General features: G+C 70.2%; 14 protein-coding genes. All 14 read left to right on the forward strand.

Translation table 11 applies throughout. The features are described from left to right. Window positions 1–14 precede the first annotated feature (14 nt). The 14 genes from ACHWVH_RS00310 to ACHWVH_RS00375 all read left to right on the forward strand — a co-directional run bounded on the left by ACHWVH_RS00310 (window position 15) and on the right by ACHWVH_RS00375 (window position 13,313). On the forward strand, window positions 15–467 hold the full coding sequence (locus tag ACHWVH_RS00310) for a DUF2147 domain-containing protein (protein WP_017917751.1): 453 nt from the start codon (window positions 15–17) through the stop codon (window positions 465–467). 206 nt (window positions 468–673) lie between these two features. After that, complete coding sequence (gene metG / locus ACHWVH_RS00315) at window positions 674–2,734, forward strand: methionine--tRNA ligase (RefSeq protein WP_394686445.1); 2,061 nt, start codon at window positions 674–676, stop codon at window positions 2,732–2,734. An 87-nt stretch (window positions 2,735–2,821) separates the two neighbouring features. After that, the gene (locus ACHWVH_RS00320; protein WP_295926905.1) at window positions 2,822–3,412 is read left to right on the forward strand and encodes an HAD family hydrolase; all 591 of its coding nucleotides are present in this window, start codon (window positions 2,822–2,824) and stop codon (window positions 3,410–3,412) included. Window positions 3,413–3,488: 76 nt separating this feature from the next. Continuing rightward, complete coding sequence (gene rnfB, locus ACHWVH_RS00325) at window positions 3,489–3,953, forward strand: Rnf electron transport complex subunit RnfB (protein ID WP_295927270.1); 465 nt, start codon at window positions 3,489–3,491, stop codon at window positions 3,951–3,953. Between the two features lie 91 nt (window positions 3,954–4,044). Continuing rightward, complete coding sequence (locus tag ACHWVH_RS00330; protein WP_295926908.1) at window positions 4,045–4,833, forward strand: hypothetical protein; 789 nt, start codon at window positions 4,045–4,047, stop codon at window positions 4,831–4,833. Between the two features lie 88 nt (window positions 4,834–4,921). Next, complete coding sequence (locus ACHWVH_RS00335) at window positions 4,922–5,293, forward strand: DUF4345 domain-containing protein (protein ID WP_263391196.1); 372 nt, start codon at window positions 4,922–4,924, stop codon at window positions 5,291–5,293. Window positions 5,294–5,351: 58 nt separating this feature from the next. Next, the gene (locus tag ACHWVH_RS00340) at window positions 5,352–5,909 is read left to right on the forward strand and encodes a sigma-70 family RNA polymerase sigma factor (protein ID WP_017917756.1); all 558 of its coding nucleotides are present in this window, start codon (window positions 5,352–5,354) and stop codon (window positions 5,907–5,909) included. Continuing rightward, complete coding sequence (locus ACHWVH_RS00345) at window positions 5,906–6,697, forward strand: anti-sigma factor domain-containing protein (RefSeq protein ID WP_295926910.1); 792 nt, start codon at window positions 5,906–5,908, stop codon at window positions 6,695–6,697. The genes ACHWVH_RS00340 and ACHWVH_RS00345 overlap by 4 nt, the downstream gene beginning before the upstream one ends. Window positions 6,698–7,588: 891 nt before the next feature. Next, the gene (locus tag ACHWVH_RS00350; protein ID WP_193312638.1) at window positions 7,589–8,566 is read left to right on the forward strand and encodes an acyl-CoA desaturase; all 978 of its coding nucleotides are present in this window, start codon (window positions 7,589–7,591) and stop codon (window positions 8,564–8,566) included. Further along, window positions 8,563–9,816, forward strand: a complete 1,254-nt coding sequence (locus tag ACHWVH_RS00355) for an NAD(P)/FAD-dependent oxidoreductase (RefSeq protein ID WP_394686446.1) — start codon at window positions 8,563–8,565, stop codon at window positions 9,814–9,816. Before ACHWVH_RS00350 ends, ACHWVH_RS00355 begins: the two co-directional genes overlap by 4 nt. After that, on the forward strand, window positions 9,813–10,682 hold the full coding sequence (locus ACHWVH_RS00360) for a DUF1365 domain-containing protein (protein WP_394686447.1): 870 nt from the start codon (window positions 9,813–9,815) through the stop codon (window positions 10,680–10,682). Before ACHWVH_RS00355 ends, ACHWVH_RS00360 begins: the two co-directional genes overlap by 4 nt. After that, a complete protein-coding gene (locus ACHWVH_RS00365) occupies window positions 10,679–11,992 on the forward strand; it encodes a cyclopropane-fatty-acyl-phospholipid synthase family protein (RefSeq protein ID WP_267093748.1) in 1,314 nt (437 codons plus the stop codon). Before ACHWVH_RS00360 ends, ACHWVH_RS00365 begins: the two co-directional genes overlap by 4 nt. Continuing rightward, window positions 11,989–12,534: a DUF2878 domain-containing protein gene (locus ACHWVH_RS00370; protein WP_267085101.1), complete on the forward strand. Its 546-nt coding sequence runs from the start codon at window positions 11,989–11,991 to the stop codon at window positions 12,532–12,534. Before ACHWVH_RS00365 ends, ACHWVH_RS00370 begins: the two co-directional genes overlap by 4 nt. Continuing rightward, the gene (locus ACHWVH_RS00375) at window positions 12,531–13,313 is read left to right on the forward strand and encodes a DUF1295 domain-containing protein (protein WP_152236993.1); all 783 of its coding nucleotides are present in this window, start codon (window positions 12,531–12,533) and stop codon (window positions 13,311–13,313) included. Before ACHWVH_RS00370 ends, ACHWVH_RS00375 begins: the two co-directional genes overlap by 4 nt. Window positions 13,314–13,317: the final 4 nt, after the last annotated feature.

Raw genomic sequence — 13,317 nt, forward strand, 5'->3', positions numbered from 1 at the left:
CTCGGGAGGGGAACATGCGCACGACCTTCAAGACCCTGATGCTGGCCCTGCCGCTGAGCGCGGCGGCATTCATGGCGCACGCCGCCGACACCTCGCCGGTCGGCCGCTGGCAGACCATCGACGACGAAACCGGCAAGCCCAAGTCGATCGTGCAGATCGAACAGGCCGGCAACGGCACGCTGAGCGGCAAGGTGGTCGAGATCCTGCAGTCCAACCACGGCCCCAACCCGATGTGCGACAAGTGCGACGGCGAGCGCAAGGGCAAGCCGATCAAGGGCATGACCATCCTGTGGGGCCTCAAGCCGGACGGCACCGCGGTGTGGGACGGCGGCTCGGTGCTGGACCCGGCCAAGGGCAAGACCTACAAGGCCAAGATCACCCTCACCGACGGCGGCAAGAAGCTGCAGATGCGCGGCTACATCGGCATCGAGGCGCTGGGGCGGACGCAGACCTGGATCAGGGAGTGACGAAAGCCGGGAATCGGGAGTAGAGAATCGGGAATCGCAAAAGCGGCATCTGCCGGCCTGATCCCACCCCACTCCGACAAGGCGCCTGCAAAGGCGCCTTTTTCGTGGTCATCAGCTCGCGGGCGGCGCTCTTGCGATTCCCCATTCCCGATTCCCCATTCCCAGCTCCATGCAATAATCCCCGGCCCCCAGAAACGCCGGCCGCCATGACCACCGCTCTCGTCACCACCGCCCTGCCCTATGCCAACGGACCGCTGCATCTGGGGCATCTGGTCGGCTATATCCAGGCCGACATCTGGGTGCGCGCGCGGCGGCTGCGCGGCGACCGCACCTGGTTCGTGTGCGCCGACGACACCCACGGCACGCCGATCATGCTGGCCGCGGAGAAGGCCGGGGTCACCCCGGAGAGCTTCATCGCCGCCATCCAGGCCAGCCACGAGCGCGATTTCGCCGCGTTCGGCGTGGCCTTCGACCATTACGACTCGACCAACTCGGACGCCAACCGCGCCCTGACCGAGGCGTTCTACGCCAAGCTCGACGCCGGCGGCCACATCGCGCGGCGCTCGGTGGCGCAGTTCTACGACCCGGCCAAGGGCATGTTCCTGCCCGACCGCTACATCAAGGGCATCTGCCCGAACTGCGGCAGCACCGACCAGTACGGCGACAACTGCGAGGTCTGCGGCGCCACTTATTCCCCGACCGAACTGAAGGAGCCCAAGTCGGTGATCTCCGGCGCCACGCCGGAACTGCGCGATTCGGAGCACTTCTTCTTCGAGGTCGGCCGTTTCGACGGCTTCCTGCGGCAGTGGCTGGCCGGCGACGTCGCCCTGCCCGGAGTCAAGGCCAAGCTGATGGAATGGCTGGACAGCGAAGGCGGCCTGCGCGCCTGGGACATCTCCCGCGACGCGCCGTACTTCGGCTTCCAGATCCCCGGCCAGCCGGGCAAGTATTTCTACGTGTGGCTGGACGCGCCGATCGGCTACCTGAGCAGCTTCCAGACCCTGTGCGCGAGCCTGGGCGAAGCCTTCGAGCCGCACCTGGCCGCCGGCACCGCCACCGAACTGCACCACTTCATCGGCAAGGACATCGTCAACTTCCACGGCCTGTTCTGGCCGGCGGTGCTGCACGGCACCGGCCACCGCGCGCCGACCCGGCTGCACGTCAACGGCTACCTGACCGTCGACGGCGCCAAGATGTCCAAGTCGCGCGGCACCTTCGTGATGGCCCGCACCTACCTGGACGTGGGCCTGGAGCCGGAAGCGCTGCGCTACTACTTCGCGGCCAAGTCCTCCGGCGGCGTCGACGACCTCGACCTGAACCTGGGCGACTTCGTGGCGCGGGTCAACGCGGACCTGGTCGGCAAGTTCGTCAACCTGGCCAGCCGCTGCGCCGGCTTCATCGACAAGCGCTTCGGCGGCACGCTCGCCGACGCGCTGCCGGATGCGGCGCAGTACGCGCGCTTCGTCGCCGCGCTGGCGCCGATCCGCGAGGCCTACGAGCGCAACGACCCGGCCAGCGCGATCCGCCAGACCATGGCCCTGGCCGACGAGGCCAACAAGTACATCGACGAACACAAGCCCTGGGTGCTGGCCAAGCAGGACGGCGCCGAAGCGCAACTGCAGGCCGTGTGCACGCAGGGCCTGAACCTGTTCCGGGTGCTGGCCGCCGCGCTCAAGCCGGTGCTGCCGCGCACCTGCGCCGAGGCCGAGGCGTTCCTGTCGGCCCCGCTCGGCGCCTGGGACGACCTCGACGCCCCGCTGCTGGCGCACGCCATCCAGCCCTACGCCCCCCTGTTCACCCGTATCGACCCCAAGCTGCTCGACGCCATGACCGACGCCTCCAAGGACACCCTCGCCCCCACTCCAACTGCCGCGCCCCCCGCCAAGCAGGAAGCGAAGGCCGCCACCAATCCCCAATCCCCAATCCCCAATCCCGGCCACATCGGCATCGACGACTTCGCCAAGCTCGACCTGCGCATCGGCAAGGTGCTGGCCTGCGAGTTCGTCGAAGGCTCGGACAAGCTGCTGCGCTTCGAACTGGACGCCGGCGAGCTGGGCAAGCGGCAGATCTTCTCCGGCATCCGCAGCAGCTACGGCGAACCTGAAAAGCTGGTCGGCCGCAACGTGGTGTTCATCGCCAACCTCGCCCCGCGCAAGATGCGCTTCGGCCTCAGCGAAGGCATGATCCTGTCGGCGGGCTTCGACGGCGGCGCCCTGGCCCTGCTCGACGCCGATAGCGGCGCGCAGCCGGGCATGCCGGTGCGGTAAGGCCGGGAAAGGAGAATCGGGAATCGCAGAGCTGCAGCCGCCGCCAGACCCGCTTTTGCGATTCCCGTTTCCCCATTCCCCATTCCCATGGACCTGGCCCTTTTCGACTTCGACCACACGGTCACCACCGCCGATACCTATTCGGGATTCCTGCGCCGTGTGGCCACGCCGGCACAACAGGCGCAGGCGCGGTGGGCGGTCGGGCCGTGGCTGGCCGGCTATCGGCTGGGCCTGGTGTCGGCGGCGACGTTGCGCACGCGGGTCACCCGGCTGGTGTTCGCCGGCCGCGATGCAGACGAGATCGCCCGCGAGGCCGAGCACTATGCGCAGCAGGCGCTGCCGCCGCTGCTGCGACCGGACATGATGCAGCGGATCGCCTGGCACCAGGCCCAGGGGCACACCGTGGTGCTGGTCTCCGGTTCGCTGGATCTGTATCTGCGGCCCTGGTGCACGCAACATGGGCTGGACCTGATCTGCAACCGCCTGGAAGTGCAGGATGGGCGCCTGACCGGCCGCTATCGCCACGGCGACTGCGGCCCTCGCAAGGCCGCGCTGATCCGCATGCATTACGACCTGAACGCTTATCGGCGCATCCATGCGTACGGCGACAGTCGCGAGGATCGGCCGATGCTGGCGCTGGCGCACGAGCGCTGGTACTGCGGGCGCCGGATCGCTTGAGCCGATGACACTGCCCGATGCGGCGCCGTCGGGCGAACATGGGCACCGCGTTACACTGTGCGGGCTGACCACGCCGATGCACCTTCTTCGCTCTGTAGTCCCCGCGGCGCTGCCGCGCGCCGCCCCTGCCATGACGCCCGCCCACGACGCCCTGCTCGAACGCCTCGATCGCCTGCTGCCGCAGACCCAATGCGGCCAGTGTGGGTTCGACGGCTGTCGTCCCTATGCCGAGGCGATGGCCGCCGGCACGGCGCAGGTGGACCGCTGCCCGCCCGGCGGCGACGCCGGCGCGCGCGCCCTGGCGCGGGTGCTCGGGGTCCCCGCCCTGCCCTACGATCGCAGCCGCGGCACGCACACGCCGCCGCAGGTGGCGTGGGTGGTCGAGGCCGAATGCATCGGCTGCACCAAGTGCATTCAGGCCTGCCCGGTGGACGCCATCGTCGGCGGCGCCAAGCACATGCACACGGTGCTGGCGCCCTTGTGCACCGGCTGCGCGCTGTGCCTGCCGGCCTGTCCGGTGGACTGCATCGTCCTGCGCTGAGACAGCCGCTGCAGCGCGAGCGCCACGGCCTGCGCATCCGAATCGGCACCCGCCGCGTATGTCCTGGTGTCATCCCACCGGAGCGCCGTGCATGCCGACGTCGACCGCCGCCTTCCCGCTCATCCGAGCGCACCTGCCGCTGGCCCTGGTCCTCGGCGCCGCCGCCCTGGTCGCCGCCGCGCCTGCGCGGGCGATGCTGCACTACGAGGGCATCGCCTATGCCGCCGACGGCAAACAGGTGCTGTACCGCGAAAGCCACTGGGTCCGCGAGGATGGCGCGCGCCTGGTGCTGTACCAGTGCAACGACGGCGCCGCGTTCGCGCGCAAGCGCGTGGACGACGGCAGCGCCGCGCCGGACTTCGAACTGGTCGATGCGCGCAGCGGCTACCGCGAGGGTGTGCGCCGCAGCGGCAGTGGGCGCGAGATGTTCAGTCAGGCCAAGGGTCAGGCCGAACGCCGCGCGCCGCTGCCCAAGAGCACCGAGGCGCAGGTGATCGACGCCGGTTTCGACGCCTATCTGCGCCAGCGCTGGGACAGCCTGGGCAGCGGCGGACCGCAGCGCATCGCCTTCGTGCTGCCCAGCGAACTGCGCACGCTCGACTTCCGCATCGCTCCCGGCCCGGCCGACGCCGAAGTGCAGCGCTACACCCTGAGCCTGGCCGCCTGGTACGGCACGCTGCTGCCCGACCTCAGCGTCGCCTACACGCGCCAGGACCGGCGCCTGCGCGAGTTCCGCGGTGTCGGCAACATCCGCGACGCGCGCGGCCGCTACCCGACCGTGCGAATCGAATTCCCCGAACGCCTGCGCGGCCAGGCCGATGCCGGCGCCTGGGAGCAGGCGCTGCAGCAACCGTTGGTCGCGCAATGCAGCGCGCGCTGAGCCGCGCCGCCAGCGCATTCACGCCGGCCATCGCCGCACCCGCTACAACCATGCCTGCGCATCGCCCGCGCATCGACGAGGACACCTCATGGCCAAGGCCTACCTGTGGTTCAACGCCGCGCTGTACGCGCTCCTGGCCGTCTGGTGCACGCTGCTGCCGGCGCAGACCGCCGCCGCGGTGGGCTATGTCGGCCTGGACCGCTCCGGCCAGTCCGAATACCTGGTCATCTACGGCGGCCTGCAATTGGGTATGGCCTTCCTGTTCGGCTACTTCGCCCGCACCGGGCAGTTGCGCACCGGCCTGCTCCTGGCGCTGGCGTTCTACGTGCCCATCGTGCTCTACCGCAGCGCCAGCCTGCTGCGGCTGTGGCCGGTGGGCCCGACCACGACCGGCCTGGCCGCGTTCGAGATCGTCCTGCTGCTCGCCGCCCTCGTCCTGTGGCGACGCCAGCGCGCCTGAGCGACGGCCGCGGCGAAAGCCTGTAGCATCGCGCCGACCTTCGCCACCGTCTCCCGGCATGACCGAGTCGCCCGATCACGACGAAGCAGGACAATTGCTGGTGGCCACCGCCACCGGCGACAGCGCCGCGTTCGAACGCCTGTACCGCACCACGTCCTCGCGCCTGTTCGGCGTGTGCCTGCGCATCGTGCCGCAGCGCGGCGAAGCCGAGGACGTGCTGCAGGAAGTGTTTTCCTCGGTCTGGCGCAAGGCGGCGCAGTTCGACCCGCAGCGCGCGCGCGGCCTGACCTGGCTGACCATGATCGCCCGCAACAAGGCCATCGACCATCTGCGCGCACGCGCCCCGGCGCGGCAGTCGGTGGCGCTGGACGACGCCGGTGAACTGCAGGACGAAGGCCGCGATCCGCTCGCCGATACCGAGTGGCGGGTGGCGGGACGGCGCCTGGACGTGTGCATGGGCGAACTGGAGCCGCCGCGCGGCGACTTGATCCGCACCGCGTTCTTCGAAGGCATCACCTACGAAGAACTGGCCCAGCGCAGCGGCACGCCGTTGGGCACGGTCAAGAGCTGGATCCGCCGTGGCCTGGCCAAACTGAAAGCGTGCCTGGAACGATGAACGCCTCCGTGCCCGATCCACAGGAAACCCCGCCGCCGCGCGACGTGCTGGCCGGCGAGTACGTGCTCGGCGTGCTCGACGCGCAGGAACGCCGCGCCGCCGAGGCACGCATCGACAGCGACCGCGAATTCGCCGCGGCCGTGCTGCAATGGCAGCAACACCTGATGCCGCTGGCCGATGAGATCGCCCCGGTGGCGGTGCCCGAGCGCGTGTGGGTGCGCATCCGCGCCTCGCTGGGCCTGGATGCGCCGGCGCCGCGCCCGCGGCCCGCCGCACCCGGGTTCTGGGACAGTGTGCGGACCTGGCGCTGGCTCAGCGCCGGCGGCTTCGCCACCGCCACGGCCTGCCTGCTGGCGCTGCTGCTGGCACGTGCGCCGGTGCCGCCGCCGGCCGCGCAGCCCCCGCCGGTCGCCACTACCACCACGCCCAAGCCCAGCGGCATCGCGATGACCTCCACGCTGATGCAGGACGACGGCAAGCCCGGCTACGTGGCGCTGATGGACGCCGACAAGCGCAGCATCACCCTCACCCCGCTGGGCGGCACCCACGACAGTGCGCGCGTGCCCGAACTGTGGCTGATCCCGGCCGACGGCAAGGCGCGCTCGATGGGTGTGTTCGACGAGGCCAAGGCGCGCGTGGCGCGCATCCCCGATGCGCTGATGCCCATGCTCAGCGACGGCGCGGTGCTGGCGGTGACCATGGAACCGCCCGGCGGCGCGCCCGGCGGCGTGGCCACCGGCCCGGTCGTGGCCAAGGGCGGCATCAGCACGCTGCAGCTGGCGCCGTAGACAACCCTTCTCCCATCGGGACCATGGATCCCCTTCTCCCGTCGGGAGAAGGTGCCCCGAAGGGGCGGATGAGGGTACGGGCGAAGCCTCGTACAGCGTCCGCTAGCGCAAGTTGGATACGCGAGGGCTTCGCTCCGTACCCTCACCCCAACCCCTCTCCCGATGGGAGAGGGGCAATAACGCCTTAGCTCGCTGCAGTTGGCTCAGTAGACACCCCTTCTCCCACCGGGACCATGGATCCCCTTCTCCCGTCGGGAGAAGGTGCCCCGAAGGGGCGGATGAGGGTACGGGCGAAGCCTCTTACAGCGTCCGCTAGCGCAAGTTGGATACGCGAGGGCGTCGCTCCGCACCCTCACCCCAACCCCTCTCCCGCCGGGAGAGGGGCAATAACGCCTTAGCACGCTGCAGCTGGCGCCGTAGACAACCCTTCTCCCACCAAGACCACGGATCCCCTTCTCCCATCGGGAGAAGGTGCCCCGAAGGGGCGGATGAGGGTCCGGGCGAAGCCTCGTACAGCGTCCGCTAGCGCAAGTTGGATACGCGAGAGCTTCGCTCCGCACCCTCACCCCAACCCCTCTCCCGATGGGAGAGGGGCAGTGCACCACGTACCTTGCACGCGCCGCGGAGAGATCGGGCCGCGGTCAGGCTATGCCGCGCTCGTCTACAAGAACCGGGCGCGCATTCACCCGCCCACCACTCGTGCGCAGGCAACATCGCCGCCGCCATCGCGCATCCGCACGACAGCCAGATCTTCCGATTCGTGCGACGCCTGCGCTGCGCCGTCGTGGCCGCCATGCCGCGCCCGCAGCCGTGCAGGGGAAATGCGACGCGGGTGCATCCGTGTTCCGGTTTCGCCCGTATCGCTCCCAAGTCCCCCAATGAGACGCGCTTGTGCCGAGTCCCGTTCCGGAACCCAGCCCTTCCACAACGCCACCTGCCGCGCGTGGCCGCATCCTGCGCACCTTGCGGCGGTGGTTCGACACCAGTGCCGAGATCGAGCTGGATCCGGCGCGTGCCGACCGCATCGACTGGCTGCGTGCCGCGCCCTACATCGGCCTGCACCTGGCGTGCCTGAGCGTGTTCTGGGTCGGCGTGTCGTGGTTCGCCGTCGGCATGGCGGTGGCGATGTACGCCGTGCGCATGTTCGCGCTCACCGGCTTCTACCACCGCTATTTCGCGCACCGCGCGTTCAAGACCTCGCGCCCGGTGCAGTTCCTGTTCGCCGCGATCGGCGCCACCTGCGTGCAGCGAGGGCCGCTGTGGTGGGCCGCCCACCACCGCAACCACCATCGCCATACCGATACCCCGGCCGATCCGCATTCGCCGCGCCAGCACGGCTTCTGGTGGAGCCATAGCGGCTGGTTCCTGACTCCGCGCGGCTTCCGCACCGACTGGGAGGCGATCCCGGACCTGCGCCGCTTCCCCGAACTGCGCTTCCTCGACCGCTTCGACCTGTTGCTGCCGGTGCTGCTGGCGCTGGCGCTGTTCCTGCTCGGCGAGTGGCTGCAGCAGCACGTGCCGCAGCTCGGCACCGACGGCCCGCAGTTGCTGGTGTGGGGCTTCTTCGTCTCCACCGTGGCGCTGTTCCATGCCACCTTCACCATCAACTCGCTGGCGCACCGCTTCGGCAGCCGCCGCTTCGACACCCGCGACGACAGCCGCAACAACCTGTGGCTGGCGCTGCTGACCTTCGGCGAAGGCTGGCACAACAACCACCATTTCTTCCCCGGTGCCGCGCGCCAGGGTTTCCGCTGGTGGGAGTTGGACCTGACCTGGTACGGCCTGAAGGCGCTGTCGTGGACGCGCGTGATCCGCGAGCTCAAGCCGGTGCCGGCCGGGCTGGTGCGTGCGCAGGCGCGTGCCCGATGAGCCGGATCGCGGTGGTGGGCTCGGGGATCGCCGGCCTCGGCGCGGCGTGGCTGCTGTCGCAGCGCCATGAGGTGACGCTGTACGAAGCGGCCGACTATCTCGGCGGCCATACCCATACCCATGCGATCGAACTGGACGGTGCGGAATACGCGGTGGACAGCGGCTTCATCGTGTTCAATCCGGAGCACTACCCGCTGCTGAGCGCGCTGTTCGCGCGGCTCGGGGTCGAGTCGCAGCCGACCACGATGAGTTTTTCTGTGCACGAAGAGCGCACCGGGCTGGAGTACAACGCCGGCACGCTCGATGGGCTGTTCTGTCAGCGCCGCAATCTGCTGTCGCCGCGCTTCTGGCGCATGCTGCGCGATCTGCGGCGGTTCTACCGTGAGGCGCCGCAGGTCCTACACGACGCCAAGCTGGCGCAGCTCACCCTCGGCGACTTCCTGCAGCGCCACCGCTACTCCGAGGTGTTTCGCGACGCGCACCTGGTGCCGATGGCCTCGGCGCTGTGGTCCTCGCCGTCGCGGCAGATCCTCGATTTCCCGATGCGCCAGCTGATCGGCTTCATGGCCAATCACCACATGCTGCAGGTCAGCGGCCGCCCGCAGTGGCGGGTGGTGCGCGGCGGCTCCAACAGCTACGTGCGCGCGCTGCGCAGCCGCTGGCGCGTGCGCGAGCGGCTCGGCACGCCGGTGCGCGCGCTGCAGCGCACGGCCCACGGCAGCGTCGCGATCGCCTGCGATACCGACACCCAGCAATACGACCACGCGGTATTGACCTGCCATGCCGACGACGCGCTGCGCCTGCTGACCGACCCCAGCGACGCGGAAATCGCGATCCTCGGCGCGATCGGCTACCAGGACAACGAGACCGTGCTGCACACCGATGCGCGCGTGCTGCCGCGCGACCGCCGCGCCTGGGCCGCCTGGAACGCGCACGTGCCGGCGGATCCGGACGCGCCTTGCACGGTCAGCTACTGGATGAACGCGCTGCAGTCGCTGCAGGCGCCGCAGCCGTTCATCGTCAGCCTCAACCGCACCGATGCGATCGATCCGGCCAAGGTGCTGCGACGCATGCGCTACCGGCATCCGCTGCAGACCCAGGCGTCGGTGGCGGCGCAGGCGCGCAAGGGCGAGATCCAGGGCCAGCGCAATACCTGGTTCGCCGGCGCTGGCTGGGGCTTCGGCTTCCACGAGGACGGCCTGCGCAGCGCGGTCGACGTCGCCGCCGCGCTGGGGGTACCCTGGTCATGACGCTGATGCGCCGTGCTGCCGTGCCCGCCCCGCCGGCTGGCGCCGTCTCGACAACGTCGGCGGCGGCGGGCACGACCCTGCATGGCCTGCACAGCGCGGTATACACCGGCTGGGTGCGGCATCGCCGTTACGCGCCGAAAGCGCTGGCGTTCCGCTATCCGCTGTTCCTGCTGTACCTGGACCTGGACGAACTGGAGCAGGTGTTCGCGCGGCGCTGGCTGTGGTCGGTGAACCGGCGCAACCTGGCCGAGTTCCGCCGCAGCGACTACCTGGGCGACCCCGCGCAGCCGCTGGACGAGGCGGTGCGCGACCGCGTGCAGCAGCACACCGGCGAGCGTCCGCTGGGCCCGGTGCGCATGCTCACCCACCTGCGCTACTTCGGCCACTGCTTCAATCCGGTCACGTTCTACTACTGCCACGACGCGCAGCAGCGCCTGCACAGCATCGTCGCCGAGATCACCAACACGCCGTGGCGGCAGCGCCACGCCTATGTGCTGCCGATGGCCGAGGCGCGCAGTCACGGCACCACGCACGCCTGGCGCTTCGCCAAGCGCTTCCACGTCTCGCCGTTCATGGCGATGGCGCACACCTACGCCTGGCGCTTCAGCGAACCCGGCGCGCAACTGCGCGTGCACATGGACGTGCTCGATCCCACGCCGGCGGCGACGCGGCGACGCTTCGACGCCACCCTTGTGCTCGAGCGCCGGGCCCTCGATGGCGCCAGCCTGGCGCAGGCACTGCTGCGCTATCCGGCGATGACCCTGCAGGTCATGGCCAAGATCCACTGGCAGGCGCTGCGGCTGTGGCTGCGCGGCAACCCGGTGCACGACCACCCCGACCACTCCCTTCCGCGAGAACGCCGATGAACGCTCCGCACGCGCCCTCTTCCGCCGCCGCGCTAGCCCCTGCCGCACCGCCGCTGCGCGGGCTCGACCGCCTGCTGCGGCAGCGCCTGCTCGCCACCCTGGACGGCCTGCGCGAGGGCCAGTTGCGCATCGAGGAAGCCGGCACGCTGACCACGCTGGGCGATCCCAACGTCAGCGCCGACACACTGCAGGCGCATCTGCGCATCCACGACCCGCGCTTCTACCGCCAGGCCGCGCTCAACGGCAGCGTCGGCGTCGGCGAGGCGTACATGGACGGCCTGTGGGACTGCGACGACCTGGTCGCACTGGTACGCCTGCTGGTGCGCAACCGCGACCGCCTGGACGCGATGGAAACCGGCCTGGCCCGGCTCGGCGGCCTGGCGATGCGCGGCCTGCACGCGTTCGCGCGCAATACCCGCGCCGGCAGCCGCCGCAACATCGCCGCGCACTACGACCTGGGCAATCCGTTGTTCGAGCTGTTCCTGGATCGCAACCTGATGTACTCCTCGGCGATCTTCCGCGACGCCGACGCCGCCTTGGGCGAAGCCGCGCTGGAACGCGCCGCCGAACGCAAGCTGCAGCGCATCTGCGCCAAGCTCGACCTGCAGCCGCACCACCACCTGGTCGAGATCGGCACCGGCTGGGGCGGCTTCGCGCTGCACGCGGCCAAGCACCACGGCTGCCGCGTCACCACCACCACCATCTCGCGCGAGCAGTACGAACTGGCCCGGCAGCGCATCGCGGCCGCCGGGCTGTCGGACCGGGTCGAGGTGCTGCTGCGCGACTACCGCGATCTCGACGGCCGCTACGATCGCCTGGTCTCGATCGAGATGATCGAGGCGATCGGCCATCAATACCTGGATACCTACTTCGGCAAGGTCGGCAGCCTGCTCAAGGACGACGGCCAGGCGCTGATCCAGGCCATCACCATCGAGGATCATCGCTACGCGCAGGCGTTGAAGTCGGTGGACTTCATCAAGCGCCATATCTTCCCGGGCAGCTTCATTCCCTCGGTGGCGGCGATGACCGGCGCGATCGGCCGCGCCAGCGACCTGCGCCTGTTCAACCTGGAAGACATCGGCCCCAGCTACGCGCTGACCCTGCGCGCCTGGCGCGAGCGCTTCATGGCCAGGCTGCCGCAGGTGCGCGCGCTCGGCTACGACGAACGCTTCATCCGCATGTGGGAGTTCTACCTGGCCTACTGCGAAGGCGGCTTCCTGGAGCGCTCGATCGGCGACGTGCACCTGTGGCTGAGCAAGCCGCGCGCACGGCCGGCCCAGTTCGCGCCGGCGCTGGCGGGCGACGCATGAGCAACCTGATCAACTACCTCGCCCTGCAGGGGCTGTGGCTGGCCGCCGTCGTCGGCGCCGCGCACGGCTTGGCCTGGGCCGGCCCGGCGGCGCTGGCGCTGTTCGCGCTGTACCAGTTGCAGCCGCGCCGCCGCGCGCATGGCGACGCCGCGCTGATCGCCCTGGCGTTGCCGCTGGGCGCCGGTGTCGATGCGGCCATGCGCGCCGGCGACTGGGTGCGCTACGCCGCCGCGCCGCCGGCACCGTGGCCGCCGCTGTGGATCCTGGCGCTGTGGGCCGGCTTCGCGCTGACCTTCCAGCACTCGCTGGCCTGGGTGATGCGCCATCCCTGGCGCGCGGCGCTGTTCGGCGCCATTGGCGGCCCGCTGGGCTATGTGCTGGCCGCGCGCGGCTGGCAGGCGGTGACGCTGGTGGCGCCCACGCCGCAGGCGCTGCTGGCACTGGCCGTCGGCTGGGCCACGGCGCTGACCTTGCTGAGCCTGGCGACGCGCCGCCTGATGGTCGCCACGCCGGCGCTGCCGGCCACCGGAGCGGCGCGATGAACGCCTGGCCGCTCCTGCATGTAGGCATCTTCACCGTGCTGGTCATGCTCGCCGGCTGGGCCTGGCAGCGACATACCCGCAATGCCGGCGTGGTCGATGTGCTGTGGTCGGCCTGCATGGCGCTGACCGCGGTGTACTGCGCCTGGCGCGCCGATGGCGCGCTGCTGCCGCGGGTGCTGACCGCGGTGCTGGGCGGGCTGTGGGGCGCGCGCCTGGCCTGGCATCTGGGCGTACGCGTGTTCGGCGATGCGCACGAAGACGGCCGCTATCGTGCCCTGCGCGAGCACTGGCACGGCGACCAGCGCAAGTTCCTGGCGTTCTTCCTCGGCCAGGCGCTGGTGGTGCTGGCGTTCGCGGTGCCGCTGTCGGTGGCCGCGCACAATCCGCAGCCGCAGTGGAGCGTGTGGACCACGTTGGCGGTCGCGACCTGGCTGATCGCGGTCGGCGGGGAAAGCCTGGCCGACCGGCAACTGGCCGCGTTCCGCACCGACCCGGCGAACAAGGGCAAGACCTGCCGCCAAGGCCTGTGGCGCTATTCGCGGCATCCGAACTACTTCTTCGAATTCGTGCACTGGTTCGCCTATGTGTTCCTGGCGGTGGGCAGCGGCGCGCTGTGGGTCGGCGTGGCCGCGCTGGGCCCGTTGCTGATGTTCGCCTTCCTCTATCGCGTCACCGGCATTCCCTATACCGAACAGCAAGCGCTGCGCTCGCGCGGCCGCGATTACGCCGACTACCAGCGCAGCACCAGCGCCTTCTTCCCCATGCCGCCGCGGCACTGAGCCG

Origin of the sequence: uncultured Xanthomonas sp., from assembly GCF_964278005.1 — a bacterium.
Taxonomy (GTDB): Bacteria; Pseudomonadota; Gammaproteobacteria; order Xanthomonadales; family Xanthomonadaceae; genus Xanthomonas_A; species Xanthomonas_A sontii.

Excerpts from the sequence above, each read along its gene's own strand:
- ACHWVH_RS00310 (WP_017917751.1), top strand. The coding sequence starts at position 15 with ATGCGCACGACCTTCAAGACCCTGATGCTGGCCCTGCCGCTGAGCGCG.
- metG (WP_394686445.1), top strand. The coding sequence starts at position 674 with ATGACCACCGCTCTCGTCACCACCGCCCTGCCCTATGCCAACGGACCG.
- ACHWVH_RS00320 (WP_295926905.1), top strand. The coding sequence starts at position 2,822 with ATGGACCTGGCCCTTTTCGACTTCGACCACACGGTCACCACCGCCGAT.
- rnfB (WP_295927270.1), top strand. The coding sequence starts at position 3,489 with ATGCACCTTCTTCGCTCTGTAGTCCCCGCGGCGCTGCCGCGCGCCGCC.
- ACHWVH_RS00330 (WP_295926908.1), top strand. The coding sequence starts at position 4,045 with ATGCCGACGTCGACCGCCGCCTTCCCGCTCATCCGAGCGCACCTGCCG.
- ACHWVH_RS00335 (WP_263391196.1), top strand. The coding sequence starts at position 4,922 with ATGGCCAAGGCCTACCTGTGGTTCAACGCCGCGCTGTACGCGCTCCTG.
- ACHWVH_RS00340 (WP_017917756.1), top strand. The coding sequence starts at position 5,352 with ATGACCGAGTCGCCCGATCACGACGAAGCAGGACAATTGCTGGTGGCC.
- ACHWVH_RS00345 (WP_295926910.1), top strand. The coding sequence starts at position 5,906 with ATGAACGCCTCCGTGCCCGATCCACAGGAAACCCCGCCGCCGCGCGAC.
- ACHWVH_RS00355 (WP_394686446.1), top strand. The coding sequence starts at position 8,563 with ATGAGCCGGATCGCGGTGGTGGGCTCGGGGATCGCCGGCCTCGGCGCG.
- ACHWVH_RS00360 (WP_394686447.1), top strand. The coding sequence starts at position 9,813 with ATGACGCTGATGCGCCGTGCTGCCGTGCCCGCCCCGCCGGCTGGCGCC.
- ACHWVH_RS00365 (WP_267093748.1), top strand. The coding sequence starts at position 10,679 with ATGAACGCTCCGCACGCGCCCTCTTCCGCCGCCGCGCTAGCCCCTGCC.
- ACHWVH_RS00370 (WP_267085101.1), top strand. The coding sequence starts at position 11,989 with ATGAGCAACCTGATCAACTACCTCGCCCTGCAGGGGCTGTGGCTGGCC.
- ACHWVH_RS00375 (WP_152236993.1), top strand. The coding sequence starts at position 12,531 with ATGAACGCCTGGCCGCTCCTGCATGTAGGCATCTTCACCGTGCTGGTC.